Origin of the sequence: Paraburkholderia phytofirmans OLGA172 (assembly GCF_001634365.1) — a bacterium.
Classification (GTDB): Bacteria; Pseudomonadota; Gammaproteobacteria; order Burkholderiales; family Burkholderiaceae; genus Paraburkholderia.
Genome location: NZ_CP014578.1, coordinates 3,798,841 through 3,825,624, shown reverse-complemented (window position 1 = coordinate 3,825,624; position 26,784 = coordinate 3,798,841). Strand labels below are relative to the sequence as shown.

The window sequence follows — 26,784 nt, the reverse complement described above, 5'->3', positions numbered from 1 at the left end:
GGGCTGCGAACGCCTGAGCGTTTGTACCAGTTTGTACCACTTTGTGTTTTGCCTGCTTTGAACGAGCCTTCCACCATGTCCAGCACCACCGCGCATTCCGATCTTACTACCAGCCTCGACGGGAGTGAAACCGCCGACCGCGCGCGGCGCTTCGGCGGCATTGCCCGCCTGTACGGCGCACCGGCGCTCGCTGCGTTCGAAGGGGCACACGTCGCCGTGATCGGCATCGGCGGGGTCGGTTCCTGGGTGGCGGAGGCGTTGGCGCGCAGCGCGGTGGGCACGCTGACCTTGATCGATCTGGACAATGTCGCCGAGAGCAACACTAACCGCCAGATCCATGCGCTGGACGGTAATTATGGAAAACCGAAGGTCGAGGCGATGGCCGAACGCATCGCGGCAATCAATCCGTTCTGCGACGTGCGGCTGGTGGAAGACTTTGTGGAGCCGGACAATTTCGCGGCGACGCTCGGCGGCGGTTTCGACTACGTGATCGACGCGATCGACAGCGTGCGCACCAAGACCGCGTTGATCGCGTGGTGCGTCGAGAAGAAGCAGCCGTTGATTACGGTGGGCGGCGCGGGTGGCCAACTGGATCCGACGCGCATTCGGATCGACGATCTCGCGTTGACCACCCAGGACCCGTTGTTATCGAAAGTGCGCGGGCAGTTGCGTAAGCAGCATGGCTTTCCGCGCGGCCCGAAGGCGAAGTTCAAGGTGAGCGCGGTGTATTCCGATGAGCCGCTGATCTATCCGGAGGCCGCCGTGTGCGATATCGACGAGGAAGCGGAGCACGTCACGACGTCGCCGGGGCATACGGGACCGGTGGGTTTGAACTGTGCGGGATTTGGATCGAGCGTGTGCGTGACCGCGAGCTTCGGTTTTGCCGCGGCCGCGCATGTGTTGCGGGCGTTGGCCAGGCAGGCTGCGGGTTGAAGTGGTGGGGTGTTTGAAGCCGGGAGCCGGGCAGGTGTGTGGTGAGGCGGTAAAGCTGGAAGGCAATAAAGACACGAGCGGGCCGCAAGGCATTAAGCGACTGCGAGGGAGCGAGTCGTTGCAGCGTATGCCGCAGCGCATTCAGGCGCGGCACCGTCGCCGCACCTGAACACAGTACCGATTAGAACAACAACGCGCTCAGCTTGCGCCGCCATTGCGACACCAGTTCCGGCTGATGCGTGGCGAGATCGAACACCGACAGCATCGTTTTACGGCCGATGTCGTCGCGGAACGTGCGGTCGCGTTGCACGATCGCCAACAAGTGTTCGAGCGCGCCTTCGTATTTGCGCCGGGCGATAAGTGCGCTAGCCAGATCGAAGCGTGCTTCGAGATCGTCCGGATTCGCTGCGACTTTGGCTTCGAGCGCATCCGTGGGCGGCAGATCAGCCGCGGCGTCCACCGCATCGAGCCGGGTCTTGATCGCGTTGAAGCGGGCGTCGATCCCCTGCGTGGTTTTCGGCGACAGCAGGTCGACTTCATTGCGCGCTTCGTCGATGCGATGATCTTCGAGCAGCATCTCGATGAGGTCCATGCGTGCTTCGTCGAAGCCTGGGTCGTAGGCGAGTGCGGCTTGCAGCGCGTTGTAGGCATCCTCGCGGCGGCCGTCAGCCAACGCGGCTTGCGCGTCAAGACGTGCCGCGTCCGCGCCTTGCGGCACGAGGCGCTCGATAAACTCGCGCAACTGACCTTCCGGCAGCACGCCGACGAATTGATCGACCGGCTGGCCGTCGGCAAACGCCATGACGTGCGGAATGCTGCGTACCTGGAAGTGTCCGGCCAGTTCCTGGTTCTCGTCCACGTTTACCTTTACCAGCTTCCATTTGCCGGCGGCTTCGGCTTCGAGCTTCTCCAGCATCGGGCCGAGCGTCTTGCAGGGGCCGCACCACGGCGCCCAGAAATCGACCAGCACAGGGGCCAGTGTCGACGCCGTGATGACGTCCTGTTCGAAAGTGGCCAGAGTGGTGTCCATTGCGTCCTCGTCGATAAAACGGTTTGTTGGCTAGTTGGGGCCGAGTGCCGCGAATTCAATGATTCAACGCGGCGGATGCAGGCCGCCGGGGCCGCACATGCCCGCACAGACTGCGAGCTTGCCGGTGGCGAGCGCACGGGGTGCCGCCACGTTCACTTATTTTCTTGTCGGCAGCGGAATCCATTCGGTTTCGCCAGGCACCTGGCCCATCTCCTGATTGGTCCAAGCCAGCTTCGCGGCTTCGATCTTCTCGCGCGAACTGGCGACGAAGTTCCATTCGATAAAGCGCTCGCCATCCAGCTTCTCGCCACCCAGCAGCATTGCGCGTGCGCCGTGGCTGCTGGCAAGCGTGACGGTTTCGTCGAGCGCGAGCACGGCCATCTGCCCCACTTCGAGCGGCGTACCGTCGATCTCCAGATCGCCGTCCACCAGGTAGACACCGCGTTCCTCGTGCTCCGGTTCGAGCGCGAAGGCGCCGCCCGGGGCGAATTCCGCGGCCACATACAGCGTGCCGGAAAAGGTCGCGACCGGCGAGGTTTCGCCGAACGCCGTGCCGGCGATCACGCGCAGCGTGACGCCGTTGCGCTCGACCACCGGCAGTGTGTTTGCCGCGTGATGCGAGAAGGACGGTGCGATGTCTTCGTCCTCGAGCGGCAGCGCGACCCAGGTCTGGATGCCGTGCACGGTTTGGCCGCTCGCGCGGTCTTCAGGCGGCGTGCGTTCGGAATGGACGATGCCGCGGCCCGCCGTCATCCAGTTGACGTCGCCCGGGACGATCTTCTGCTCGGAGCCGAGGCTGTCGCGATGCATGATCGAGCCCTCGAACAGATACGTGACGGTGGCGAGGCCGATATGCGGGTGCGGACGCACATCGAGCCCGACACCGGGTTCGAGCGCGGCGGGACCCATATGATCGAAGAAGATGAACGGGCCGATCAGGCGTGCCGCCATGGCCGGCAGCACACGGCGCACGCTGAGGTTGCCGACGTCGCGCAGATGGGGTTTGAGAACTGCTTTGATCGAGGAAGACATGGGCAGGCTCGGCTGAAAGGGGGGGGATTTGCTTAATGGATGATTCTACTGCGGTTAAGGCTACGCCCGCATTCCGCATGTCATGTACACACATGTATTTACATTGACGGTGCGGATGGCTATAGTATTAGCTTGTACATCCGGCGTACATCCGCAGCAGGAGTTCAGCATGCTCACCAAAGTCTTTCGCAACGGCAATTCGCAAGCGGTGCGTATTCCAGCCGAATTGGCATTCGACCGCGCCGACGTCGAGGTTGAAATCGAACGAGTTGGCGAAGAATTGCGGATCCGTCCAACCCGGCGTCCGCTGACCGGCGTGCTCAAGAAATTCGCCAAATTCGGGCCAGACTTCATGTCCGAAGGACGTGGAGATCACGAGCAGCCCGAGCGCGAGGATTTGTAATGCCGCGCTACATGCTCGACACGAATATCTGCATCTACCTGATGAAGAACCAGCCGGAACAGGTTGCGAAGCGCTTTGCGGAATGTTTCGTCGGCGATGTGGTGATGTCTGCCATTACTTTTGCAGAACTCGAATACGGCGTGGCGGTATCGGCGAACCGTGCGCGCGAGCGCCGCAATCTGGCGGCACTCGCCGAAGATATTCTGGTCATGCCGTTCGACAGCGCTGCAGCAAGCGCGTATGGTCCGATTCGCGAGGCGACGCGTGAGCATAAGAAGGATCAGTTCGACGAGCTAATCGCGGCACATGCCGTGGCGCTCGGCGTGGTGCTGGTGACCAACAACGAACGTGACTTCGCCGCGTATCCGGGGCTGCGCGTGGAAAACTGGCTGAACGGCTAGTTACGCTTTAACGCACTGTCGCGTGAGGCGACGTCCGCTCAACTGACGCCAACGCGGCATGACCCGGCGTGATGCGATGTCATGCCGCGTTGGCGTCAGGTCATGCGGTTCTTCGCCAATGGCGGGTTCGCCGCGAAATAGCGCTTGATGCCGTTCATGATCGCGTCGGCCATCTTGTCGCGATACGCGTCGTCGTTCAGGCGGCGCTCTTCGTCCGGATTGCTGATGAAGGCGGTCTCCACGAGGATCGACGGAATGTCCGGCGCCTTCAGCACGGCAAACCCGGCCTGCTCGACCGAACCTTTGTGCAGTTTGTTGATACCGCCGATCTCGTTGAGCACGAAATTGCCGTAGCGCATCGAATCGCGGATCTGCGCGGTGGTCGACATATCGAATAGCGCGCGGTTGACGGAGGCGTCGGCGGACTTGATGTTGATACCGCCGATCTGATCCGACGAGTTCTCCTTGTTCGCCATCCAGCGCGCCGCGGCGCTCGACGCGCCATGCTCCGACAAGGCGAACACCGACGAGCCCTTCGCTTCGGGTGTGGTGAACGCGTCCGCATGGATCGACACGAACAGGTCCGCACCCACGCGCCGTGCCTTCTGCACCCGCACGTTAAGCGGCACGAAGAAGTCGGCGTCGCGCGTCATCATGGCGCGCATGTTCGGCTGTGCGTCGATCTTCGCGCGCAGCTTCTTCGCGATGTCGAGTGCGACGTGCTTCTCGTAAGTGCCCGAGCCGCCGATCGCGCCCGGGTCCTCGCCGCCGTGACCCGGATCGATCGCGACGGTGAGCAGACGCACCGTGTTGCTCTTGCCGGTTTTCGGGTTGGTGAAGGCGTAGCTATCGTCGCCGTTGCTGTCATCACCGAGGTTGCCGGCGCTGCTGCCACTGCTATTGCTGCCTTTGTTGCGGGCAAGCGCCGTGGGCGGCGCGCTGGGCGCCGTCGGCGTCGAAGGCTTGCCGAGGATAGGGGGAGCAGGCGCCGGCGTAATATGCACCGGTGGACGCGGCGCGCTCGGCGCCGTTCCGCCGCTGCCGTTCTGCGCATAACGCTCGAAGAAGGCTTCGCTGTTATCGGCGGTGGGCGGTGTGGTGCCCGGGCCGCTTAACGTGGCGGGCGGAGCGTTGTTTTCATCCAGCGTTTGCTGCTTGCGCTCGGTCTGCGCGAGCAGATCCATCAGCGGATCGGGCGCGACGGCGGGGTACAGGTCGAACACCAGCCGGTATTTGTACGCGCCGACCGGCGGCAGCGTGAACACCTGCGGTTTCACCGAGCCCTTCAGATCGAACACCATCCGCACGACGTGCGGCTGATATTGGCCGACGCGCACCGACTGGATCTGCGGATCGTTCGGCGTAATCTTCGATACCAGGTCCTTCAGCGCCTGATCGAGATCGAGGCCGCTCAGATCGACCACCAGCCGGTCCGGACCCTGCAGCAACTGCTGCGTGTTCTGCAAAGGCTGATCCGACTCGATCGTCACGCGCGTGTAATCGCGCGCCGGCCAAACCCGCACGCCCAGCACCGAGCTCGCCCACGCGAGACGCGGAGCGACCAGGCCGAGCACCAGCGTGGACGCGCCCGCGCGCAGAATCTGCCGGCGCCGCCAGTTATGCGTTGCGGTAGCCGCCGATTCGATCGAGCGGAACGGTTTGATCAACATCTTTCGAGACATGCCTTTCCTGATTCGCTGTATGCCCGCGCGACGAGTACCCGGCCGTCGCCCTCGTGGTCCAGGTCGAGCGCGAAGACGAGATCCGGCACGCCAAGGAGACGCCCGGCGCGCTCTGGCCATTCGACGAGGCAGATGGCGCCGCTATCGAAGTACTCGCGAAAGCCCGCGTCAGCCCATTCGGCCGGGTCGGTGAATCTGTACAGATCGAAGTGATAGAGCGCGAGTTCCCCGGCGGCCCGCTCAAGCACGTAGGGTTCGACGAGTGTGTAGGTGGGACTGCGCACGCGGCCGGTGTGGCCGAGGCCGCGCAAGGTCGCGCGCACGAGTGTGGTTTTGCCGGCGCCGAGGTCGCCGACTAGTTGGACTTGCAGTCCGTGGAATGCCTGATGACCTGCGGCGCCTGGCGTGTGTTGTTGCGCTGCTTGCTGCGGGTTTTGCTGCGGGGTTTGCTGAAACCCGCGCGCGCTTTCGATTGCCCGTGCAAAGCGCTCGCCGAATGCGTTGGTGGCGGCCTCGTCCGCGAGCGCGAAGGAGCGTTCGAGCAGGACATCGGCGGGCGGTTGGATCGCGAGATCGGAATTGACGGGCATTCTCGTAAAATGGCGTGATGAACCGAAGTCCGGAGTCCCCAGTTTCCTGCACGCCTGCGTCTAACGACGATGCGCGTGCCGAACGTCATTTCGATGAAGCGGCGCTGAATGCGCTCGCGCTGAACATCAAAACGTGGGGCCGTGAACTGGGTTTCGGGGCGATCGGTATCAGCGACACCGATCTCTCCGCTGCCGAGGCGCCGCTCGCAGCATGGCTGGACGCGGGTTGCCACGGCGAGATGGATTATATGGCGAAACACGGCATGAAACGCGCGCGCCCCGCCGAGCTTGTGGCCGGCACGCGACGTGTGATTACCGCGCGCATCGCCTATTTGCCCGCTCAGACGTTGAGTGGAAAGGCGCACGAAAGCGCATTGCAGGACACGCCGCTGGCACCGCCAGACTGGCGCGCAGCCGAGCATGCGCGGATTGCGGACCCGTCGGCTGCGGTGGTGTCGATCTATGCGCGGGGCCGCGATTATCACAAGGTAATGCGTAACCGTCTGCAACATCTGGCCGAGAAAATCGAGGCGGAGATCGGCGCGTTCGGCTACCGCGTATTTACCGATTCGGCGCCGGTGCTCGAAGTAGAACTTGCCCAGAAGGCCGGAATCGGCTGGCGCGGCAAACACACGCTGTTGCTGCAGCGCGATGCCGGTTCGCTGTTTTTTCTCGGCGAAATCTACGTCGACGTGCCGCTGCCCACCGATGCCGAGACCTCGCCCGACAATGCGCCCGAAACGCCGGGTTCGCATTGCGGCAGTTGCACGCGCTGCATCGGCGCATGCCCGACGGGTGCGATTGTGGCGCCCTACAAGGTCGACGCACGCCGCTGTATTTCGTATCTGACGATCGAATTGAAGGGCAAGATTCCCCTGGAAATGCGGCCGCTGATCGGTAATCGTGTGTATGGCTGCGACGATTGCCAGCTCGTCTGTCCCTGGAACAAGTTTGCGCAGGCCGCGCCGGTCGCGGATTTCGATGTGCGGCATGGGCTCGATCGCGCGACGCTGGTCGAGTTGTTTGCATGGAGCGCGGAGGAGTTCGATACGCGCATGCAGGGCAGTGCGATTCGCCGCATCGGCTATGAGAGCTGGCTGCGCAATCTGGCGGTGGGGATGGGTAATGCGCTGCGGGCCTCGTCGGAAAGTTTGAGTGCGGATGCGCGTGAGGCGATTGTTAGCGCGCTGAAGTTACGCGTCGATGACCCCTCCGTCGTGGTGCGCGAGCATGTGGAATGGGCGTTGGAAGCGGCGTAAAGTAGCGGCAATCGGGCGGGGGCCGGGGGCTGTGCCAGAAATAAGCGGCGAGTCATGGCGCGTAGCGCGTTTGCAAACTACCCGCGCGCTCATTCAAATGCGCCGCCGTGCGATCTGAAAGATGCCCCGCCAATCACGGAGCAAGCAACCATGTTCAACGCAGTGATCGATGCACCGTTCGGCAAGGTCGGCATCCGCCTCGAAGGCGAGGCCGTGCGCGAAATCGTCTATCTGCCGGAGTCGACGCCGAGTGTCGCGCCGGACACGCTTCTGGCAAAGCAGGTCGTAGAGCAGCTCGAGCGATATTTCGAACGTGCGTCCGCGAAGTTCGAATTGCCGCTGGCAGCGGTTGGCACCGCGTTTCAGCGGCGCGTATGGCAAGCGATCAGCGACATTCCGCCGGGCGTCGTACTGACCTATGGGCAACTGGCAAGGCAGCTCGGTAGCGCTCCTCGCGCGGTCGGTCAGGCGTGCGGGGCAAATTACTTCCCGATCGTGATTCCGTGTCATCGGGTGGTCAGTTCGAGCGGCATCGGCGGATTCGCGCATCACGCCGGAGATGGTTTCTTTCGCAACGTCAAGCGCTGGCTTCTGGCGCATGAAGGCATTCCCTACGCATGAGCGACACCGTGACTGAAGACGCGCCGGCCGCGTCACCTTTGTTTGTGGCGAGCTCGGCCTCGATCGATGCGTTCTGCGACGCGTTGTGGCTCGAGCACGGCTTGTCGCGCAACACGCTCGACGCGTACCGCCGCGATCTGCGGCTGTTCTGCGAATGGCTTGTGCAAACCCGCGACAAGTCGCTCGACACCGCCAGCGAGGTCGATCTCGACGCCTATAGCGCGGCGCGCCAGAAAGACAAATCCACCTCGGCGAACCGGCGGCTCTCGGTGTTTCGCCGCTACTACGGCTGGGCGGTGCGCGAGCATCGCACGAAGATCGATCCGACGGTACGCATCCGTTCAGCCAGGCAACCTCCGCGTTTTCCGTCGACGCTCACTGAAGCGCAAGTCGAAGCGCTGCTCGGTGCTCCGGATATCGACACGCCCTTGGGCCTGCGCGACCGCACCATGCTGGAGTTGATGTACGCGAGCGGTTTGCGTGTCACCGAACTCGTCACGCTGAAGACGGTGGAAGTGGGCCTGAACGAAGGCGTCGTGCGCGTAATGGGCAAGGGTTCGAAAGAGCGCCTGATTCCGTTCGGCGAAGAGGCGCACGGCTGGATCGAACGCTATCTGCGCGAAGCGCGTCCTGCTTTGCTGGGAGCGCGGGCGACGGATGCGCTGTTCGTCACCAGCCGCGCGGAGGGCATGACCCGCCAGCAGTTCTGGAACATCATCAAGCGTCACGCGGCAGCGGCCGACGTGCACGCGCCGCTCTCGCCGCATACGCTGCGGCATGCGTTCGCGACGCACCTGCTGAACCATGGTGCCGATTTGCGCGTCGTGCAATTGCTGCTCGGCCATACGGATATCTCGACCACGCAGATCTATACGCACGTGGCCCGCGAACGGCTGAAGTCGTTGCATGCGCAGCATCACCCGCGGGGGTGAGGCTCGTTAGCGGCTGCGCGGGGCGATGCGCTTGCCGTTGCTGCGGCTGGTAGCGGCTAAGGCGGCCGCTACCAAAGCCACAGCCACCACCGCAGCCACAGCCACAGCCGCAGCCACAGCCACAGCCGCAGCCACAGCCACAGCCACAGCCACAGCCACCACCGCAGTCGCTGTCTTTGCCACCGCCGCGGCCATCACCATGGCGTCAGACGAAATCGCGCAGTCGGTGCTTGAGAATCTTGCCCGTCGACGCAGCCGGCAGCGCAGCCAGCACCTTCACTTCGGCGGGGCGCTTATATGGCGCGAGACGCTCGCCGCACCACGCGATCAGTTCAGCCGGCGACACCTTCGCGCCTGCGATCAATTCGACGAACGCGACCACTTCCTCGTTACCCTCTACCGCGCGCCCGATCACCGCCGACTGCACCACCTGCGGATGCGCGTTCAACACATGCTCGACCTCCGCGGGATACACGTTGAAGCCTGAGCGGATGATCAGCTCCTTGCTGCGCCCGACGATATGCAACGCACCGTCCGTGTCCTGCCGCGCGAGATCGCCGGTCTTGAGCCAGCCGTCTTCGGTGACTGCAGCGCGGGTCTGCTCCGGGCTGCGGTAGTAGCCGAGCATCACGTTCGGGCCACGCACCCATAGTTCGCCGATTTCGCCCGGCGCGGCATCCACACCATCGAGCCCGACGAATCGCACCTCAACGCCAGGGATGACCTCGCCGACCGAGCAATCGCTGCGTGGCGCATCGAGCATGGTGTGGGAGACGGTCGGGCTGCTCTCGGTCATGCCGTAGCCGTTGTGGAGCGGCAGGCCGTAGACGCTTTCGACGTGCGCTTTCAACGCGGCGTCGAGCGGCGAGCCGCCCGAATAGGCAAAGCGCAGGTGCGGCGCGGACCACGTGTGGCCATGTGTTTGCAGATGTTCGAGCAGTTTGGCGTGCATGGCCGGAACGCCCTGGAAGATCGAAACGCGTTCTTCGGCGAGCGCGCGACGCACCGCTTCCGGTGCGAAACGTGGCGCGAGGCGCAAGGTGGCGCCGGCGTGCAGGCTGCCGAGACAAACCGAGGCAAAGCCATACACGTGCGAGATCGGCAGAACGGCGTACGCGATATCGTCCGGGCCGATTTTGCGCAAGCGGCTCGACACGGCCGCGATGAAGAGCAGATTGCGATGCGACAGCATCACGCCTTTCGGCGCGCCCGTGGTTCCCGTGGTGTAGATCAGTGCGGCGCATTGGCGGTGATTGGCGGCTTCGACCGGTTCGGCTTTCGCGATGGTGTCGATCGTGTACGACCAGGCACCGATATCCGGTGTGATAGCGGGCGCTGTGATGGCTTGAAGCCGCTGCGCATGCTGTTGGGCATCCGCGGAGCTTTCGACCGCATACGCGACCACGCGAGGCTGCGCATGCGCACGGATCGCGTCGAGTTCGGCTGCTGACAGGCGTGCATTCGACACCAGCGCCCACGCGTCGAGTTTCGCGGTCGCGAACAGCAGCACGATCTGCACGATGCTGTTCTCGGCCACGATCATCACGCGATCGCCGCCACGCACGCCCCAATTGCGCAGTAGCGCGGCGGCGGCATCGACGGCTTCCAGAAGTTGCGCATTGGTGAGGCGGCGCGCATCCTCGATCAAGGCGACGTGCTGCGGATCGCGCGCGGCGGCGAGCGCTGGAATGTCGGCGATACGCGCGGGCAGGGCTGCCAGCAGCGCGGGAATATCGATCGTGGAACGGGTGGATGAATCGAGTCTCAACACTGTCTCCTGTGTCGACCAGAGTTGACGCTTTAGCGTCTTACTCTGGTCCCATGCAAAGCGGTCGACCAGAGTTGACGCTTTAGCGTCTTACTCTGGTCCCATGCAAAGCGGTCGACCAGAGTAAGTGCTCTGCATGGGACCAGAGTAGCGCGCTAAAGCGCGAACTCTGGTCGACACGCCTTAGCGTCTAACGCTGGTCCCATGCAACATGGTTGCTAAACGTATTCGGCGCCCAGCATACTGTGCTCCGGAAGATTTGCGAACGATCGTGCCACAATCGCCGGACTCGCACAATTGGCCATTCGGCAAATAGCCGTCGTGCAAACTCGCCATTACAATGCGCCGATGAGCAAATCCAGACACGTCTCCGAAACGCCCGCGACGCAGTTTCTGCGCCGTCACGGCGTCACTTTCGGCGAACATCCTTACGATTACGTCGAGCACGGCGGCACCGAGGAATCGGCGCGCCAGCTTAGCGTGGATGAACATCATGTCGTCAAGACTTTGGTGATGGAAGACGAGCACGCCAAGCCGCTGATCGTGCTGATGCACGGCGACCGCACTGTCAGCACCAAGAATCTGGCGCGGCAGATCGGCGCGAAACGCGTCGAGCCGTGCAAGCCCGAGGTGGCGAACCGGCATTCGGGCTATCTGATCGGCGGCACGTCGCCGTTCGGTACGCGCAAACAGATGCCGGTGTACGTCGAGTCGAGCATCCTCGTGATGGACAAGATCTGGCTGAACGGCGGCCGACGCGGTTTTCTGGTCAGCATCCAGCCCAAGGTATTGACCGACCTGCTGGCGGCGAAGCCGGTTCAGTGCGCGAGCGTCGATTGACGTTTGCGTGAATGTTTTCCGGGCAGGTGGGTTCGGTAGAATGTGCGCCGCCTTGTTCCCTGTTGCGGTTGGGGTATCGAGTTTCAGACCGCCGATCCTTATAAGAGTCCCAGATGCAAAACCTGATCGTTGCTGTCGTTGCCTACCTGATCGGCTCGGTGTCGTTTGCCGTGATCGTGAGCGCCGCGATGGGGCTGGACGACCCGCGCTCATACGGCTCGGGCAACCCGGGCGCCACCAACGTGCTGCGCAGCGGCAGCAAGAAGGCTGCGATACTCACCCTGATCGGCGACGCCTTCAAAGGCTGGCTGCCGGTGTGGTTCGTGGTGCACTTCGGCGCGCGTTACGGCCTCGACGATACGTCGGTTGCGATTGCGTCCGTTGCCGTGTTTCTCGGCCACCTGTATCCGATCTTCTTCCGTTTCAAGGGCGGCAAGGGCGTGGCGACCGCAGCCGGCGTGCTGATCGCGATCAACCCGATCCTCGGCATTGCCACCTTGCTGACGTGGCTGATCGTAGCGTTCTTCACACGTTATTCTTCGCTGGCGGCTTTGGCCGCGGCGGTGTTCGCGCCGCTCTTCGACGGCTTTCTGTTCGGGCCACATGTCATCGCACTGGCGATTGTCGTGATGAGCTCGCTGCTGGTATGGCGCCACCGCGGCAATATCGCCAAACTGATGCATGGCCAGGAAAGCCGCATAGGCGACAAGAAGAAAGCCGACGCAGCGGCCAGCGCGGCGGGCGGCAACGAACCTTAAGTGCGGGCGGGGCGCGCCAAAGCGGGCTCTAGCCGGCGCGCCTTAGTTCGTTCGCGGACTGCGCGCTGAAGGCGTACTGAAGGCGCACCACCTGTGTGCTGAGCGTTCGACCCGTGCCGGGTGCTGAGGCTCAACGCAGCTAAGCGTTCCGTGGTGAGCCGCAACGCACGTCCATTGCCGAGCGTCAACCCGCGCCCGGTACCGGGCGTGACGCGCGTTCAGTCGCGGAAGTTGTTGAAGTCGAGCGGCGTATCGGTCACGTCCTTGCGCAGCATCGCTATCACGCTTTGCAGATCGTCGCGCTTGCCGCCGGTGATGCGCACCGCGTCGCCCTGAATGCTCGCCTGGACCTTGATCTTGCTGTCCTTCACGAGACGCACGATTTTCTTCGACAGATCGCCGGACACGCCTTTCTTGATCTTGATGACCTGCTTGACCTTGTCGCCGCCGATCTTCTCGACCTTGCCGTAATCGAGAAAGCGCACGTCCACATTGCGCTTGGCCATTTTCGACAGCAGGACGTCTTTGACCTGGCCGAGCTTGAAATCGTCGTCGGCGTAGGCGGTGATTTCGCTTTCCTTGTGCTCGACGCGGGCGTCCGACCCTTTGAAGTCGAAGCGGGTTGAAATTTCCTTGTTGGACTGCTCGATCGCGTTCTTGACTTCGATCATGTCCGCTTCGCAGACGACGTCAAACGATGGCATTGTTTTCTCCCAATAGTGCTGCGGTGCGTGGCGCGGCCGGTCGGCTGCTCACGGGGCACTCGCTATAATCACGAACCTGGCGTCATTTTACCGACGCCACTCTCTTTTGCCTAAGGCCGCCGCGCATTGTCGCGCGGCCCGGGGCCAGATGCCGTTTCGTTCGTCGTTCCATTCTTCTCATTCTGATGTCCCAATCCGACTCCGCCGCGTTCATTGCCGGCTATCCGCTGAAGGCGCATAACACCTTCGGTTTCGAGGTTCGCGCGCAGTTTGCGTGCCGGATCGAGCGTGAAGCGCAATTGATGGCTGCCGTGCGCGATCCGCGTGCCGCCGGCTTGCCGCGGCTGGTGCTGGGCGGCGGCAGCAATGTCGTGCTGACGGATGACTTCGCCGGTCTGGTGCTGCTGGTGGCGCTGCAAGGCCGCCGCGTCGTGCGCGAGGACCACGACGCATGGTACGTCGAGGCGGCCGCCGGCGAGCCGTGGCATGACTTTGTCGCATGGACTTTGGCGCAAGGGCTGCCTGGGTTGGAGAATCTCGCGCTGATCCCGGGGACGGTGGGGGCGGCGCCGATTCAGAATATCGGCGCGTATGGTCTGGAGATGTGCGAGCGGTTTGCGTCGCTGCGGGCGATTGAGCTGGAAACGGGCGCCGTAGTCGAGCTCGATGCCGACGCTTGCCGATTCGGTTACCGCGATAGTTTTTTCAAGCGGGAAGGGCGCGACCGTTTTGTGATTACTTCGGTCACTTTCCGTTTGCCGAAGGTGTGGCAGCCGCGCGCCGGGTATGCGGATATCGCGCGTGAACTGGCTGCGAGTGAGCATGCCAGTGCAGCGCCGAGTGCACAGGCGATTTTCGCCGCGGTCGTCGCGGTGCGGCGCGCCAAGCTGCCCGACCCGCTTCAGCTAGGGAACGCCGGGAGTTTCTTCAAGAATCCGGTCGTGGAGGCAACGCAGTTCGAGGCGCTGAAGCTTAAGGAGCCCGAGGTCGTGTCTTATCCGCAACCGGACGGCCGGGTGAAGCTCGCGGCGGGCTGGTTGATCGATCGATGTGGCTGGAAAGGCCGCGCGATGGGCGCCGCGGCCGTGCATGAGCGGCAGGCGCTGGTGCTGGTGAATCTCGGCGGAGCGAACGGAGCGGAGGTGTTGGCGCTCGCGAAGGCGGTTCAGCGGGATGTGCTGGCGCGGTTTGGGGTGGAGTTGGAGGCTGAGCCGGTTTGTTTGTGACGCGGCAGCCGCAAACGTTGGTCAATGGTGGTGCAGCGATTTGCGCAGGGGCGTTGGTACTCGCGCTCGCAGAAGCGGTTTGGAGCCGAACACGGAGCAGGTTCGTCGCGACAGGATAAGTGGGACGTTGCAATAGAAAAAGGCGCCAGGAGTTGTCTCCTGGCGCCTTTTTCGCATCTGCGCTTCGGTTCCGCCCGCGCCTCACGACGCCTAATTTCGCTTACGCGAAGTTAGGCTTGACCGAAACGCATGTCGTCAGCCGCGCTGACGACGCGCGTTTTCAGCAATCCGCATACGCAGCGCGTTCAGCTTGATGAACCCGCCAGCGTCGGCTTGATTGTAAGCACCGCCGTCGTCGTCGAACGTGGCGATGGTCTTGTCGAACAGCGTTTCCTTCGAATCGCGCGCGACAACCGACACACTGCCCTTGTACAGCTTCACACGCACCCAGCCGTTGACCTTTTCTTGCGTGTGGTCGATCAGCACCTGGATTGCGCGGCGCTCCGGGCTCCACCAGTAACCGTTGTAAATCAGCGCAGCGTAACGCGCCATCAGGTCGTCTTTCAGGTGGGCCACTTCGCGGTCGAGCGTGATCGACTCGATGCCGCGGTGCGCCTTCAGCATGATCGTGCCGCCCGGCGTTTCATAGCAGCCGCGCGACTTCATGCCGACGTAGCGGTTTTCCACCAGATCCAGACGGCCGATGCCGTGCTTTCCGCCCAAACGATTCAACTCGGTCAGCATTTCAGCCGCCGACAGACGCTTGCCGTTGATCGCGACCGGATCGCCGTGCTCGTACTCGATGTCGAGGTATTCAGCCTGGTCCGGCGCCTGTTCCGGCGACACCGTCCAACGCCACATATCGGCTTCGGCTTCGGCCTTCGGGTCTTCCAGGTGACGGCCTTCGAACGAGATGTGCAGCAGGTTCGCGTCCATCGAATACGGCGCGCCGCCTTGCTTGTGCTTCATTTCGATCGGAATGCCGGCCTTTTCGGCGTAGGCGAGCAGCTTTTCGCGCGAGAGCAGATCCCATTCGCGCCACGGTGCGATCACCTTGATGCCCGGTTCCAGCGCGTAGTACCCGAGTTCGAAGCGAACCTGGTCGTTGCCCTTGCCGGTTGCGCCGTGCGAGACCGCTTGCGCGCCGGTGGCGCGGGCGATTTCGATCTGACGCTTGGCGATCAGCGGGCGCGCGATCGACGTGCCCAGCAGATACTCGCCTTCATAGATCGTGTTGGCGCGGAACATCGGGAACACGTAGTCGCGCACGAATTCTTCGCGCAGGTCTTCAATGAAGATGTTTTCCTGCTTGATGCCGAGTTGCAGGGCTTTTTTGCGCGCCGGTTCCAGCTCTTCGCCCTGGCCGATGTCGGCCGTAAACGTGACGACTTCGGCGTCGTAGTTGTCCTGCAACCACTTCAGGATGACTGAGGTGTCGAGGCCGCCCGAATAGGCGAGCACGACTTTCTTGATATCGCTCATGGTGAACTCGTAGCTGGAGAAAGCTGGAAAACAAGGCGCGCCGGCGGTTCCGGAGCGCGGGAAACCACTATTTTGACACTAAACCGCCGCTTCCCTGCGTTTTTGGGGCAGTGCGGTGGGTGAGCCGGTTCCGTTTGCATTCGCGGACGCCGGCTCGATGCGTGGCGTTAAACGTGGATGCCTTGCCTCGTATTCAAGGCCCCGTCACGCTTCACGCAGGTGCTGTGTAGCAACTCGCTCAGTGATTGAGCTTGCCGAGCAGCAGATATTCCATTAACGCCTTTTGCACGTGCAGCCGATTTTCCGCTTCGTCCCACACAACGCTTTGCGGGCCGTCGATCACTTCCGCGCTGACTTCCTCGCCGCGGTGGGCCGGCAGGCAGTGCATGAACAGTGCATCAGAATTGGCGAGCGCCATCATATCGGCGTCTACGCACCAGTCCGCGAAGGCTTTCTTGCGGGCTTCGTTTTCGGCCTCGAAGCCCATGCTGGTCCATACGTCCGTGGTGACCAGATCGGCGCCCGTGCAGGCTTCGTTCGGGTCGTCGAATTCCTGATAGAACGGTGCGCTTTCAGCAGCGACCATGGCGTGGTCGAGCGTGTAGCCCGGCGGTGTGGACAGGCGCAGCTTGAAACCGAGAATCTGGGCGGCTTCGATCCACGTGTACAGCATGTTGTTCGCGTCGCCGACCCACGCGACCGTCTTGCCGCGAATCGGACCGCGATGCTCGAAGTACGTGAAGATGTCCGCCAACACCTGGCAAGGGTGATATTCGTTGGTCAACCCGTTGATCACCGGCACGCGCGAATTCTCGGCGAAGCGCTCGAGGATGTCCTGGCCGAACGTGCGGATCATGATGATGTCGACCATGCGCGAGATCACTTGCGCTGCGTCTTCGATCGGCTCGCCGCGGCCGAGCTGCGTGTCGCGCGTGCTCATGAAGACGGCGTGGCCGCCCAGCTGGAAGATGCCGGCTTCGAACGACAGGCGCGTGCGCGTGGAGTTTTTCTCGAAGATCATCGCCAGCGTGCGGTCGTGCAGCGGGTGGTAGGTCTCGTAGTTCTTGAATTTGCGTTTCAGAATGCGCGCGCGTTCCAGCACGTACTCGTAGTCTTCCAGCGAGAAATCCTTGAACTGCAGGTAGTGGCGAATTTTCTTGGCGGTCATGAAACAAATACGGCGGTCTCACCCGGCAGGATTGCCGGACGGCGCCGCCGTCGTTTGTGGTGGAGGGTAGCCCCCCTTCCTTACGGAAGAGGAGCCCCCTAGGAACTGTACGTGCGGCTTTCACCGCATACAGCTCGAGCCTACAAACAGAGTCCTATCTACGATAAGACCGGCTTAGCTACTGCAATATTACCAACGTGTACCTGCTGGTGACAGTGTGGGTGAAGCAAAACCCGGTTAGACAAACCATCTGACCCGCCATGCATCCGATATTCCAGATGATGATCGTGCCAACCCGTTTCGTCCGTCAAGGGACAGCCGCAGTGCGCACAAAGCCCGCTCTGCGACATGTACAAGCTCGCCCATTGCTTGCGGTAACGCATTGATTCCCACAGGCGCTCCTGCCGCAACTGCTCGCCATATTGCTCCCACATGGGATCAAAGGGGGTGAAATCTCCCTTGATCTTCTTGTGGCGCCTGATAGTCGTACCGCTAATTTGGTACAACTCCAGCAACCCTTTGCTGCCATCGTCCCGTACCACGGGAGCGCCAAACACCCAATTCCGCTCACCCACAGTGTGAAAGTACTTCTTTCTCACCCAGTCGGCGTTCTTGTTTGGATGCCTCCGCTTCGACCATCGCCAGAGCCTCTGATAGACCAGATACTCCATGCGTGTGTACGCCTGCTTGGCAACCACGGGACTGTGATACTGCGCCCAGCCTCGTAGCATCGGGTTCAGCAGCCGGATCAGGTCCTCCTGCTTCACCGTCTTGTTACCGCTGATCGTTTCCACCACCTTGCGATAGAACGCTTGCGCGTTTTTCTTGCTTGGCTTGATGAGCAGCGTTCCCGAATACTTCCGGAAATTCCACCCAAGGAAGTCGAAGCCGTGGTCAATGTGCGTGACCCGCGTTTTCTCCTCGGACAATTGCAGACCTCGAACTGCGAGGAATGCCTCCACCCAAGGGCGGACTTCGCTTTTCAGCACCTCTTGCGAGTCGCCGGTAATCACGAAGTCATCCGCGTACCGCACCACATTCACTTTCAGCTTCTTGGCCTTCGCGACCCCAAATTTCGCAACGAGGTGCGCAATCAGTTCCCGTTCCAGCCCGTTCAGCGTCACATTAGCCAACGTCGGGGAGATGATCCCTCCCTGCGGCGTACCGGCCTCAGTCGCCTGTAGCTGCCCCTTGTAAATCAGGCCAGCCTTCAACCACTTGCGGAGAATTTCCCTGTCCATCGGGACATTGTTTTCCAGCCACTCATGGTTGATGTGGTCAAAGCAGCCCTTGATATCCGCCTCCAGTACCCATTGCGACGAAACGCTGCGGCACGTGAGGAGAAAAATCTGGGACATGGCGTCAGCCGTCGAGCGGTTTAGCCTGAATCCATACGAATTCGGGTCGCTCGTCGATTCCGACACTGGCTCCAATGCCAGCAGATACAGAGCTTGCATCGCCCTGTCCCGCATGGTCGGAATGCCCAGCGGGCGTTCCTTCCCATTGGCCTTGGGGATAAAGACTCTCCGTAATGGCAGAGGCCTGTATCCGCGCCGCTTCAACCTGCCGATGGCTTCCCACCGGCTTTCAGGCGAATCCCATAGCTCGCGATCGACTCCAGCCGTTCGCGCACCCTGGTTCTGCGTAACACGTCGTACCGCATACAACTTCGCGGACAACGTGCGGGTCAGCATCCGTTGCAGGGCTTTCACCCTGCGCCATTTGCCTTCCCGCGTCGCCTTCGCAATTCGAATCTGCATCCCTCTCACGTTCCGCTCAACCCGACGCCAATCTACGGCGTACCAGCTGTCCGGCGCGTGGGAAAGCGCAGATCCAGTCTTTCGACCAGATACTTTCATGCTGCTCTCCTACCTTGGATTAGATCCCCGGCAGAAGGCGCATCTCCCCCAGCGGGGAAGACACACCCCGCTGGGGAACAACAGACACCTCAATATGAGCGCATGCACCCATATCTCGGACAAACACCTCAATACGGGCGCATGCACCCGTATCTAACCAAGTTACAGAGGGTAGTCAGCCGTCTTGCGACGGTAGACCAGACGGAAGTCTGCCCGCTTATCGCGTGAGGTAATGTCTCAACCCCTATCCGGACCGTTACAGCCCGGCATTCGCTTTCTCCGTCCTCCCATACCTGCACAATCAACAGCGTCCCTTACGGTTCGCCTGCCAGCCAACTGCGCTGGCAACCATACAGGCTTACCACGTTCCCGGCATGTCACACGACTGACTTAGGTTCTGCCTATTCCCCGGTGGTCGTCACGACGACGTAACCCGATGAGTCAACGGGTTATCCGACCACATACCTTTTGGTCAGTGCCTGATAGCAGCTTAGGCACAACGCTGCTTACGAGGTTTATCAGCAGTTCACATCTGTTAACCTTATCAGTCAGCCTAGCTCCTCAACCCCATCGCTGCTAGGAGTCTCCAAGTCGATCCCTCACGGAAAAGACCTGCCCGAAACATCCGGGGGCTACATTGTCAGAAGAGCTTCACACCCCACCGTTGCCAGTGACGCATGTCTTCCTAGGCTACTGCTGGTCGTACAGCAGGTTCACTTCCTCACCCGGACTCAGACGAGGCAAAACAATGACACACCGAGCTTTCGCTCGTATCGGCTTGCGAATCCGTTGCCGTTGAAAGCACAGGAATTGCACACGACATCCCGCCTTGTCGGCGGGGATGAAGCCGCTGACTGGGCGGGACCTGACGGTAATCAGGTCAATACAATGCGATCCTCCGGCTGGAAATGCCCGGGTCACGCTTCACAAATATGGGGCGTAGTCCCGAAGGACCACACACTCAGCTACTAGAAATTGCCCCTAGGGGCCTAAAGCACATCTACTGCGGTCGATGCCCGTAACGTGGGCTAACGGACACGAGCATGCGTGTCGCACAACTCAATGCAGCATAAAGGATTTCGCCCCGTTTGACGAGTCGGCCAAAAGGCTGGGCAAGCTGTCTGAAAGCCTTTCGAAACCCTCAAACGAGGCTTGTGTGCGCTGCGGGAAAGGGTCCGCTGCGCTATAATCTGCCGGTTATCCCTAAGCTTGGCAGGCCGGTATTGAGCTTGCGGGACACGGCTTGCGCGCTCCGGAAAGTTTCCTCGTGGTGCGCCGTCATGATGAGCGCCGAGGCGGCTTGTGCGGCCCTTCGCGGTTTCTGGCGGCACCGCTCGCCATTCAGGCGTGGCCGATGTGTCAGGCATCCCAAAGCCGTTTTGCAGTCAGCTTTGCCGTCATCCCGCTGGGCAGTCACACAGGTATTCCTACATGGCCGAAGCAGCTCCAACCGAATATTTCATTCAAGGCATCACGTCGACCGGGAAAAAATTTCGGCCGAGTGATTGGTCGGAGCGGCTCGCAGGCGTAATGGCATGCTTCGGTCCCAGCCCGGGCGGCAAGGGACCGAACGCTTACCTGCAATACTCCTTGTACGTCCGGCCCACCATTATCGGTGGCCTCAAATGCGTGATTCTCGATTCGCGCTTGCGCGACATCGAGCCGATGGCCTTCGATTTCGTTCTCAACTTTGCGAAAGACAATGATCTCCTCGTGACTGAGGCGTGTGAGTTGCCTCCCGAGTACGCCACGCAGCAAGCCAGGAGCGCGCGCTAAGGAGCGGCGCTGCCGGTTGCCGCATTCAACAGCGGTTCTGGGTGACGGCGCAGTATTCACACTGTGCTGGAGGTAGCAGCAAAAATTCCACGTCGCCCGTTTCTTTGGAAGTATTCGCATTCGGCGCGCTTTGCGGTGGGATAGCCGGCTATGCGGATCGTTCGGCCGTTCAGCACTGGCACCGCATTCGCCGTGCCACTCAATTCCGCTTGGCCGCGATTTACTCTTCGCGTTAATGGGGCGCCTGATTGCGTTACGGGTGTCGACCGTAACCACGCCGCCGACAGACATTCGGATGCCCCTCTCCTCAACATGATTCCCCTCAACCACCGGCATGGGTGACTGTCCGGATGGCCTTCAGGGCGATTGCATGAAGCTCATAGGCCCAGCAGGCTGGCTCGGTATTGATCGTTGGCACCGGCCTTGAGGCGGCGTATCTTCAGCCCGACCTTGGTTTTCGTATCGCGCTTGAGCAGGTTCATGGTGATGCGACGCAGGATCGCAAAGTTCTGCGCTGCATTTTCAACTCTCACGCGGCATTGATCTTCGCCAAAGGCCATGTCCAGCACCCAGTGCATGTTGTTTTCGATGCGCCAGTGAGAACGTACTGCATGAGCGATGCGGCAGGCGTCAGCGGGCAGGCTACTGATGTAATAGCGGCGCTGCGTCGAGGCGACCCCGGCGATTTCGCGCGTCGCCTCGACCATGACCACCGAGCGCAGTGCCGGCCAGCGCCCGTCCACCTTGCCGGGCCAGCGCGAGGAGATATCCTGGGCCACGCAACGCCGTGTCTCGATACGGCCGTGATCCTTGTCGATCTCGCGGTATTCGTCAAACGTGCCCGCGTGCAGTTCTGGGCAGCGCTCCAATGAATCAAAGACGCCACGCACCAGGCGCGCAAGTGCCCGCTGGTTGTCCTTAACCGCCAGCACGTAGTCGGCCTGCGCCTCGATAATTTTCCCGGCAATGCGTTGCTGGCAACCCATCGCGTCGATCGTCACGATCGCACCCTTGAGCAGCAGCGCATCGAGCAACTCCGGAATTGCCGTGATCTCGTTGCTTTTGTCCGCCGTGCGCACCTGTCCCAGCGCCATACCCAGGCCACTGCCGTAGGCCGACACCAGGTGAAGCGCGCGCTCCTGGCCACGATGCGAGCCGCGCACGGTCTTGCCATCAATGGCCACCACCTGATCGACCAGTGCCGGGCACAGATGTGCAGTCCAGCGTATGAAGCAGGCTTCGAACTGCTGCGCGTCGAGCGCGGCAAATACGCGCCCAAATGTATCGTGCGACGGGATGCCGTTGACCAGCGGCAGGTAGCGTCGCAGCCACTCCAGCTTCGCCTCGGCCCACGTCTGGATCGCCACCCAGCTATCGGCGCCCGACAGGACTGCACACAGCGCCACCACCAGCATCTCAGTCGGATCATGGGCCGGCGTGCGGCTGCGCGGATCGCGCAAATCGCCAAACGCCTCTTCGATACTGAGCACGTCTTCCTGCATCGCTTTTCCCGGGCACAAAAGCTGGCGTAAACGCGCTTTCAACCGGGCTCACAAGCATTTCGCAACCCTCTGTAACGTTTCGTGCAATCGCCCTGGGATGGCCTTGCGCGCAATGCATTTTTCGGATTTGTCCGATAGAGGCGCCACTGATCGTAAATAAAATCAACAAATCAGTAAAAGGGTCGCAACCCAAGCGATCTATACAAGAGGAGATTCTGGCGATTTCCACACATATTCTTGTGTCGCAGAGTTTCTCAAGCCTATCTAGTTCGCTAATTGAGCGATTGAAAGTCCAGATTGTGTTTCAGAATGCAAGAGGATAAGAACTAACATCAACTCTGAGTCGGGATCAAGACACACCTGTCCAGAAATAAAAGGTCTGTATATGCAAGCGGCGTGCGCAGGTGTTTGGTTTGTAAAAGACAGAATCAAAGAGAAGCTGGCATTTCCTGAACTTTGCAGCCTGATGGTATCGATGCCGCGTTTGTGGAGAATTTTATTGCCGGTGGCATTCTGTCTGGTTTCTGTGACATCTGAGGGGAAAGAAGCCATTAATGCGTTAAGGCATTTTAAGGGCTGTGACGTCTGCTCGGAGATGGTTGTTATCCCGGCTGGCGAATACATGATGGGCGCCAGGGAGGAGGACTTAGAGGGTGAAAAGAATTATGCATCGATGTACAGGGACGAAACGTCGCGTCATCCGGTGTCCGTTAAATCATTTGGCTTCGCGAAGTTCGATGTGACGAGGAAGCAATTTTCGATATTCTCAAACGAAACCGCATTTGATGGCAGGGGCTGCACAACTTATAACGGAAGATGGTGGGTGTTCGACTCCCACGCGGACTGGAAGAATCCTGGGTTCAGCCAGAGCGATGATGATCCGGTTGTCTGTGTTTCCTGGGCGGATGCTCAGAAATTTATCGTATGGTTGAATTCTAAAACACCCGATGGCAAGGCCGGAAAACATCGGTTGCCGACCGAGGCCAAGTGGGAATATGCCGCGCGCGCCGGCACGGTCGCCCGTACTTATTGGGGTGATAAGCGTTCAGAACAATGCGCGTATGAGAATACACGAGACGTGTCCGCACGAGATCTGGACCCCACTGCGCCATACGTAGATTGCAAGGACGGATACATAGAAACATCGCCGGTTGGATCATTCCGGCCGAACCCATGGGGCCTGTACGACATGCTTGGTAACGCCTATCAGTGGGTTTTCGATTGTTCGCAATTTACCTATTCAACTGATCCAGAAGATTTCCATTTTCCGGATTGTTCAATGAAGACAGCGCGGGGAGGCAGTTGGGCGACGATTCCCATCGGCGTTCGCGCGGCGAACCGAATTGCGTATAAGACAGAGGCGCGTCGGAGCACTATTGGATTTCGACTTGCTGTTGATCTATCAAGGTAGTTGATCAAGTGGTGACCGTGAATGGAGTAACGGTAGTCTAAATCGAATGCGGACACTGTAGGACTGCAGTTTTTGGAAGAACTGGAATGAAAAAATATTTGATGTTTCATGCGCTTTGCCGCTTGAGAGTGTCGATGCCGGGCTTATGGAAAATTATTTTGCCAGTGGCATTCTGCCTGATTTCCGTGACATCTGAGGGGAAAGAAGCCCTTAATGCGTTGAAGCATTTTAAGGACTGTGACGTCTGCTCTGAGATGGTTGTTATTCCGGCTGGTGAATACATGATGGGCGCGAGGAAGGAAGACTTCGAGGGTGAAAAGAATTATGCATCGATGTACGAGGACGAAACTCCGCAGCATTCCGTGTCTGTCAAGTCATTTGGTATTGCTAAATTCGACGTGACGAGGAAACAGTTTTCGATTTTCGCAAAAGAGACCGAATTTGATGGTAGGGGATGTTCTGTTTACAACGGCGAGGGATGGTGGCCTAACTCCCGTGCGGACTGGAAAGATCCGGGGTTCAGCCAGAGTGATGATGATCCGGTTGTCTGTGTTTCATGGGCGGACGCGCAGAAGTTTATCGCGTGGCTGAATTCAAAATTGCCCGCTGGCAAGGCTAGAAAATACCGGCTGCCGACCGAGGCCGAGTGGGAGTATGCGGCGCGTGCCGGTACGGTTACCCGTTCATATTGGGATGGTAAGCGTTCTGAGCAATGCGCATATGAAAATGCAAGAGATGTGTCCGCGCGAGATCTAGACCCAGCGGCCGCCTACGTAGATTGCGAAGACGGATACGTCGAAACTTCGCCGGTCGGATCGTTCAGGCCAAACCCATGGGGTTTGTACGACATGCTCGGCAACGCGTATCAGTGGGTTTCCGATTGTTTCCAATTTACCTACTCAAATGATCCAGAGGATTTTCATTTTCCGGATTGTTCAAAGAAGACAGCGCGAGGGGCCAGTTGGGCAACGATTCCGATTGGCGTTCGCTCATCCGTTCGACACGCATATAAGACCGAAACGCGTGATAGTGCTATCGGATTTCGACTTGCTGTTGATCTATCAAATTAATTTAACGAAAAGGTGAATCATGAGTGGAATAACGGTAATTGAAACTAATGTAAATGTGGCTTCATTCACCAAAGCGTGGGTTGATTTTGCAACCGCGGTTCGCGACTATGTTCATGGGGACGCGACACCGGAGAATGTTGAAGCGGCCACCATCGCGTTAGCGTCGGCGGCGACGGCACTTTCCGAGGTTCCTGGTTTCTCCGCCATTTCGGGAGTAGCCGGTCTTATAGCAGGGAAAATGGGGGTCGATGCGGACAGGCGGGCATTGGACGATGCGACGTTCAGAAAGGACAGCATGGCGCAAGCGGCAGCTGTGGCCGGCTTGATAGCTGACGGTGCCGCAATTGGCGCGGGTGTCGCAGGCGTTGTCGCAGAGGTGGCTCCAACGACGGCACCTGCAATGCTTGTAATCGGAACTGCGGGCGGCGTTGTCGCATTGTTTGCGGGTACAGCGCAGAACACTATCGGAGGCGTGAACTGGCTGCAGAATTATCTCAACGCTTTAAGCCAGGCGCTAATAGATGGGGCGTTTAAACAAAGCGAAGAATTACAGATCATCCTGGGCGACATGCACGGCAACGCGGAGATCTTTGTACCCGGAAACGCTACCGACAGTTTTACTGGAAGCCTCGCTGGAGGGAGCAGCTTTCAGGTCGAGGAAAACGGTGTGGAAACTGGCCGCGTCATCCTCGATATGAGTGGTTCAAAGATTAATATAAAGATCACTGGCTCGAACATAGTCTCGAACGTCGACAATTTCCTGATCGATCTTGAAGATGGCGCAAGTGCTTCGATTAATGGCAAGGGAAATACCATTAACGTTGGAGCCGGCGCCGCGGTAACGTTCAACTTTGCCGATGACAATGTCATTCTGGACCGTGCAACCGGAAACGAAATTCACGTCGCGAACGGTACCATCACCACATGGGGGCAACGTGGCGTAATTTCCGGGGCCGCGACGGGCAGCGTGACTAGTTTTGACGACGGCTCGCAGGACGTGGTCGCGTACAACGCTGCGGGTGTGAAAACAGATAGATTGTCGATCATGAATGGCGGAACATCCGTGCACGAATTCTATGATGAGCAAACCGGGATCATGGCGGGGCTGCATTTGAACTTCGACGACGGCTCACGCAACGTTTGGAGATGGGATTCGGCCGGCCAGACGGAGCAGACCAGCTACGCGTCGGACGGATCGGGTCGCCAGTTCATCCAAGATTCCGAAGGAGGCCTTATAGCGATAAACGACATCCACGCTGATGGTTCCGTGGAGAATGTCTACCGCCCTCTTGCTTCAGTCCGGATGAGCGCGAGCGATAGGGTTGGAGTCGAAACTGAAATCAATCAGGGCACCGCAGTCATCGCGGATTTTCCCGGAGAGATTGGGATACCCGATCGAATGTATCTGCCCTAGGTGCTGCGGACCAGCGCGCAGCGCAACTGATCCAGGCGATGGCTGCTTATGCGCCAGAATCATCCGCACAGACGTCTCTCACCACGGCACCAGTGAATCCGGAGATTCAACTCGTGGCTTCCGGACATTAGTCAGCTCCCTCGCCTGCACATGTGCCGAGTAGTCCCACGTACGCGCGGGACTATGCATGTCTGTTGCAGTCTTCTGAAGGAAGGTCTGTTTGTCGCACCAAGCAAAAAAGCCCGCCGAAGCGAGCCTTTCTGTTGCAGCGGAAACAGGAGGTAGCCCACCGAAGCGGGCTGACCGAATTTACTGCGCTGCGGGTGCTTGCAGACCCTTGAGGGCTGCAGCCAGGCGGCTCTTGTTACGAGCTGCCTTGTTCTTGTGAACGATTTTCTTGTCGGCGATGATGTCGATGGTCTTCGACGATGCCTGGAAGATCTCGGCGGCCTTAGCCTTGTCGCCGGCTTCGATAGCCTTGCGGACAGCCTTGATAGCCGTGCGGAACTTCGAGCGCAGTGCCGAGTTGTGCGAGTTTGCCTTGGCGGCCTGGCGGGCGCGCTTGCGTGCTTGTGCGGAGTTAGCCATGACGGTTCCTTATCCTGTTCCTGTTTCCAGTACCTGACCTTCAAGTGGTGAGGTGCTGCTTTTAGATCGAACTCTTGGAAGCGATTGCCCAAGAGCGCAAAAGTGTCGAAATAATTCGAAAAATCGATCGGACTACGCGAAGGCGGGCCCGTGTTCCGGTGTTTTCCGAGGCTGGCGGTCTGCGCCTCAATACGGCTTGCATGCTGCTCGAGCTTGCGTACTGCGGCGCGCCTGAACCCCGTCCGAAAATTGAGCGAGCTTCGAAACCGGCGATTATAGCAACAAAATCAGGCACGTGGCAACGGGGAATCGCCAGTCCTGATGTGCCGGGTTGC

24 protein-coding genes are annotated in these 26,784 nt (G+C 60.2%); 13 read left to right on the top strand and 11 right to left on the bottom strand.

The genetic code is table 11. The features are described from left to right. Positions 1–75 precede the first annotated feature (75 nt). The gene (gene tcdA / locus AYM40_RS16775) at positions 76–933 is read left to right on the top strand and encodes a tRNA cyclic N6-threonylcarbamoyladenosine(37) synthase TcdA (protein ID WP_063497190.1); all 858 of its coding nucleotides are present in this window, start codon (positions 76–78) and stop codon (positions 931–933) included. A gap of 181 nt (positions 934–1,114) precedes the next feature. On the opposite strand, the gene trxA is transcribed toward tcdA, so the two are convergent. Then, on the bottom strand, positions 1,115–1,963 hold the full coding sequence (gene trxA, locus AYM40_RS16770) for a thioredoxin (protein ID WP_063497189.1): 849 nt from the start codon (positions 1,961–1,963) through the stop codon (positions 1,115–1,117). A gap of 156 nt (positions 1,964–2,119) precedes the next feature. Then, entirely contained in the window at positions 2,120–2,995 is an 876-nt protein-coding gene (locus tag AYM40_RS16765; RefSeq protein WP_063497188.1) for a pirin family protein, read from the bottom strand. 169 nt (positions 2,996–3,164) lie between these two features. Between AYM40_RS16765 and vapB the strand changes: the two genes are divergently transcribed. Together vapB and AYM40_RS16755 are read left to right on the top strand one after the other, a co-directional pair. Beyond that, entirely contained in the window at positions 3,165–3,398 is a 234-nt protein-coding gene (vapB, locus tag AYM40_RS16760; RefSeq protein WP_063497187.1) for a type II toxin-antitoxin system VapB family antitoxin, read from the top strand. Next, on the top strand, positions 3,398–3,799 hold the full coding sequence (locus tag AYM40_RS16755) for a type II toxin-antitoxin system VapC family toxin (protein ID WP_063497186.1): 402 nt from the start codon (positions 3,398–3,400) through the stop codon (positions 3,797–3,799). Before vapB ends, AYM40_RS16755 begins: the two co-directional genes overlap by 1 nt. 95 nt (positions 3,800–3,894) lie before the next feature. Here the strand turns inward: AYM40_RS16755 and AYM40_RS16750 are convergent, their stop codons facing one another. Together AYM40_RS16750 and tsaE are read right to left on the bottom strand one after the other, a co-directional pair. After that, positions 3,895–5,481: an N-acetylmuramoyl-L-alanine amidase gene (locus tag AYM40_RS16750; protein WP_063497185.1), complete on the bottom strand. Its 1,587-nt coding sequence runs from the start codon at positions 5,479–5,481 to the stop codon at positions 3,895–3,897. After that, positions 5,463–6,071, bottom strand: coding sequence for a tRNA (adenosine(37)-N6)-threonylcarbamoyltransferase complex ATPase subunit type 1 TsaE (tsaE, locus tag AYM40_RS16745; RefSeq protein ID WP_063497184.1), 609 nt, complete (start codon positions 6,069–6,071; stop codon positions 5,463–5,465). The genes AYM40_RS16750 and tsaE overlap by 19 nt, the downstream gene beginning before the upstream one ends. Before the next feature lie 17 nt (positions 6,072–6,088). Here tsaE and queG point away from each other — a divergent pair, with 17 nt between their 5' ends. The 3 genes from queG (at position 6,089) to xerD (ending at position 8,883) form a co-directional block, all read left to right on the top strand. Continuing rightward, entirely contained in the window at positions 6,089–7,330 is a 1,242-nt protein-coding gene (queG, locus tag AYM40_RS16740; RefSeq protein WP_063497183.1) for a tRNA epoxyqueuosine(34) reductase QueG, read from the top strand. 150 nt (positions 7,331–7,480) lie between these two features. After that, positions 7,481–7,951: a methylated-DNA--[protein]-cysteine S-methyltransferase gene (locus AYM40_RS16735; protein WP_063498078.1), complete on the top strand. Its 471-nt coding sequence runs from the start codon at positions 7,481–7,483 to the stop codon at positions 7,949–7,951. Continuing rightward, positions 7,948–8,883 carry a site-specific tyrosine recombinase XerD gene (gene xerD / locus AYM40_RS16730; RefSeq protein WP_063497182.1) on the top strand — a complete coding sequence of 312 codons (936 nt, stop codon included), beginning with the start codon at positions 7,948–7,950 and terminating at the stop codon, positions 8,881–8,883. The genes AYM40_RS16735 and xerD overlap by 4 nt, the downstream gene beginning before the upstream one ends. 205 nt (positions 8,884–9,088) lie before the next feature. Here the strand turns inward: xerD and AYM40_RS16720 are convergent, their stop codons facing one another. Next, a complete protein-coding gene (locus tag AYM40_RS16720; protein ID WP_063497180.1) occupies positions 9,089–10,651 on the bottom strand; it encodes a class I adenylate-forming enzyme family protein in 1,563 nt (520 codons plus the stop codon). Between the two features lie 348 nt (positions 10,652–10,999). Between AYM40_RS16720 and ybaK the strand changes: the two genes are divergently transcribed. Then, entirely contained in the window at positions 11,000–11,491 is a 492-nt protein-coding gene (ybaK, locus tag AYM40_RS16715; RefSeq protein ID WP_063497179.1) for a Cys-tRNA(Pro) deacylase, read from the top strand. Between the two features lie 113 nt (positions 11,492–11,604). Next, positions 11,605–12,249 (top strand): glycerol-3-phosphate 1-O-acyltransferase PlsY, encoded by a 645-nt coding sequence (gene plsY, locus AYM40_RS16710; protein ID WP_063497178.1) that lies wholly within the window; start codon positions 11,605–11,607, stop codon positions 12,247–12,249. Positions 12,250–12,467: 218 nt separating this feature from the next. Here plsY and AYM40_RS16705 read toward each other — a convergent pair whose 3' ends face one another. Beyond that, the gene (locus tag AYM40_RS16705; RefSeq protein WP_063497177.1) at positions 12,468–12,953 is read right to left on the bottom strand and encodes a YajQ family cyclic di-GMP-binding protein; all 486 of its coding nucleotides are present in this window, start codon (positions 12,951–12,953) and stop codon (positions 12,468–12,470) included. A gap of 185 nt (positions 12,954–13,138) precedes the next feature. On the opposite strand from AYM40_RS16705, the gene murB reads away from it, so the two are divergent. Beyond that, complete coding sequence (gene murB, locus AYM40_RS16700) at positions 13,139–14,179, top strand: UDP-N-acetylmuramate dehydrogenase (RefSeq protein ID WP_063497176.1); 1,041 nt, start codon at positions 13,139–13,141, stop codon at positions 14,177–14,179. 255 nt (positions 14,180–14,434) lie between these two features. Here the strand turns inward: murB and AYM40_RS16695 are convergent, their stop codons facing one another. The 3 genes from AYM40_RS16695 to ltrA form a co-directional block, all read right to left on the bottom strand. Beyond that, positions 14,435–15,661 carry an argininosuccinate synthase gene (locus AYM40_RS16695; protein ID WP_063497175.1) on the bottom strand — a complete coding sequence of 409 codons (1,227 nt, stop codon included), beginning with the start codon at positions 15,659–15,661 and terminating at the stop codon, positions 14,435–14,437. Between the two features lie 238 nt (positions 15,662–15,899). Then, the gene (gene argF / locus AYM40_RS16690) at positions 15,900–16,829 is read right to left on the bottom strand and encodes an ornithine carbamoyltransferase (protein ID WP_063497174.1); all 930 of its coding nucleotides are present in this window, start codon (positions 16,827–16,829) and stop codon (positions 15,900–15,902) included. 158 nt (positions 16,830–16,987) lie between these two features. After that, positions 16,988–18,688 carry a group II intron reverse transcriptase/maturase gene (gene ltrA, locus AYM40_RS16685; RefSeq protein ID WP_063497173.1) on the bottom strand — a complete coding sequence of 567 codons (1,701 nt, stop codon included), beginning with the start codon at positions 18,686–18,688 and terminating at the stop codon, positions 16,988–16,990. Positions 18,689–20,119: 1,431 nt separating this feature from the next. On the opposite strand from ltrA, the gene AYM40_RS16680 reads away from it, so the two are divergent. Further along, positions 20,120–20,464, top strand: a complete 345-nt coding sequence (locus AYM40_RS16680; protein WP_063497172.1) for a DUF3579 domain-containing protein — start codon at positions 20,120–20,122, stop codon at positions 20,462–20,464. Positions 20,465–20,841: 377 nt separating this feature from the next. Here AYM40_RS16680 and AYM40_RS16675 read toward each other — a convergent pair whose 3' ends face one another. Next, positions 20,842–21,966 (bottom strand): ISAs1 family transposase, encoded by a 1,125-nt coding sequence (locus tag AYM40_RS16675; protein ID WP_063497171.1) that lies wholly within the window; start codon positions 21,964–21,966, stop codon positions 20,842–20,844. A gap of 385 nt (positions 21,967–22,351) precedes the next feature. Between AYM40_RS16675 and AYM40_RS16670 the strand changes: the two genes are divergently transcribed. The 3 genes from AYM40_RS16670 (at position 22,352) to AYM40_RS16660 (ending at position 25,861) form a co-directional block, all read left to right on the top strand. Then, positions 22,352–23,377: a formylglycine-generating enzyme family protein gene (locus AYM40_RS16670; protein ID WP_082855112.1), complete on the top strand. Its 1,026-nt coding sequence runs from the start codon at positions 22,352–22,354 to the stop codon at positions 23,375–23,377. An 86-nt stretch (positions 23,378–23,463) separates the two neighbouring features. Next, complete coding sequence (locus AYM40_RS16665; protein WP_063497169.1) at positions 23,464–24,447, top strand: formylglycine-generating enzyme family protein; 984 nt, start codon at positions 23,464–23,466, stop codon at positions 24,445–24,447. Between the two features lie 19 nt (positions 24,448–24,466). Further along, positions 24,467–25,861 carry a hypothetical protein gene (locus AYM40_RS16660; RefSeq protein ID WP_063497168.1) on the top strand — a complete coding sequence of 465 codons (1,395 nt, stop codon included), beginning with the start codon at positions 24,467–24,469 and terminating at the stop codon, positions 25,859–25,861. A gap of 309 nt (positions 25,862–26,170) precedes the next feature. Here AYM40_RS16660 and rpsT read toward each other — a convergent pair whose 3' ends face one another. After that, positions 26,171–26,449, bottom strand: a complete 279-nt coding sequence (rpsT, locus tag AYM40_RS16655) for a 30S ribosomal protein S20 (RefSeq protein WP_028197938.1) — start codon at positions 26,447–26,449, stop codon at positions 26,171–26,173. Positions 26,450–26,784: the final 335 nt, after the last annotated feature.

Bases quoted from the DNA above. Each gene is read 5' to 3' on its own strand.
- AYM40_RS16695 (WP_063497175.1), bottom strand. From the start codon at position 15,661: ATGAGCGATATCAAGAAAGTCGTGCTCGCCTATTCGGGCGGCCTCGAC.
- AYM40_RS16705 (WP_063497177.1), bottom strand. From the start codon at position 12,953: ATGCCATCGTTTGACGTCGTCTGCGAAGCGGACATGATCGAAGTCAAG.
- trxA (WP_063497189.1), bottom strand. From the start codon at position 1,963: ATGGACACCACTCTGGCCACTTTCGAACAGGACGTCATCACGGCGTCG.
- tsaE (WP_063497184.1), bottom strand. From the start codon at position 6,071: ATGCCCGTCAATTCCGATCTCGCGATCCAACCGCCCGCCGATGTCCTG.
- AYM40_RS16765 (WP_063497188.1), bottom strand. From the start codon at position 2,995: ATGTCTTCCTCGATCAAAGCAGTTCTCAAACCCCATCTGCGCGACGTC.
- AYM40_RS16675 (WP_063497171.1), bottom strand. From the start codon at position 21,966: ATGCAGGAAGACGTGCTCAGTATCGAAGAGGCGTTTGGCGATTTGCGC.
- AYM40_RS16735 (WP_063498078.1), top strand. From the start codon at position 7,481: ATGTTCAACGCAGTGATCGATGCACCGTTCGGCAAGGTCGGCATCCGC.
- ltrA (WP_063497173.1), bottom strand. From the start codon at position 18,688: ATGAAAGTATCTGGTCGAAAGACTGGATCTGCGCTTTCCCACGCGCCG.
- xerD (WP_063497182.1), top strand. From the start codon at position 7,948: ATGAGCGACACCGTGACTGAAGACGCGCCGGCCGCGTCACCTTTGTTT.
- rpsT (WP_028197938.1), bottom strand. From the start codon at position 26,449: ATGGCTAACTCCGCACAAGCACGCAAGCGCGCCCGCCAGGCCGCCAAG.
- vapB (WP_063497187.1), top strand. From the start codon at position 3,165: ATGCTCACCAAAGTCTTTCGCAACGGCAATTCGCAAGCGGTGCGTATT.
- queG (WP_063497183.1), top strand. From the start codon at position 6,089: ATGAACCGAAGTCCGGAGTCCCCAGTTTCCTGCACGCCTGCGTCTAAC.
- AYM40_RS16755 (WP_063497186.1), top strand. From the start codon at position 3,398: ATGCCGCGCTACATGCTCGACACGAATATCTGCATCTACCTGATGAAG.
- AYM40_RS16665 (WP_063497169.1), top strand. From the start codon at position 23,464: ATGAAAAAATATTTGATGTTTCATGCGCTTTGCCGCTTGAGAGTGTCG.
- AYM40_RS16680 (WP_063497172.1), top strand. From the start codon at position 20,120: ATGGCCGAAGCAGCTCCAACCGAATATTTCATTCAAGGCATCACGTCG.
- tcdA (WP_063497190.1), top strand. From the start codon at position 76: ATGTCCAGCACCACCGCGCATTCCGATCTTACTACCAGCCTCGACGGG.
- AYM40_RS16750 (WP_063497185.1), bottom strand. From the start codon at position 5,481: ATGTCTCGAAAGATGTTGATCAAACCGTTCCGCTCGATCGAATCGGCG.
- ybaK (WP_063497179.1), top strand. From the start codon at position 11,000: ATGAGCAAATCCAGACACGTCTCCGAAACGCCCGCGACGCAGTTTCTG.
- argF (WP_063497174.1), bottom strand. From the start codon at position 16,829: ATGACCGCCAAGAAAATTCGCCACTACCTGCAGTTCAAGGATTTCTCG.
- plsY (WP_063497178.1), top strand. From the start codon at position 11,605: ATGCAAAACCTGATCGTTGCTGTCGTTGCCTACCTGATCGGCTCGGTG.
- murB (WP_063497176.1), top strand. From the start codon at position 13,139: ATGTCCCAATCCGACTCCGCCGCGTTCATTGCCGGCTATCCGCTGAAG.
- AYM40_RS16660 (WP_063497168.1), top strand. From the start codon at position 24,467: ATGAGTGGAATAACGGTAATTGAAACTAATGTAAATGTGGCTTCATTC.
- AYM40_RS16670 (WP_082855112.1), top strand. From the start codon at position 22,352: ATGCAAGCGGCGTGCGCAGGTGTTTGGTTTGTAAAAGACAGAATCAAA.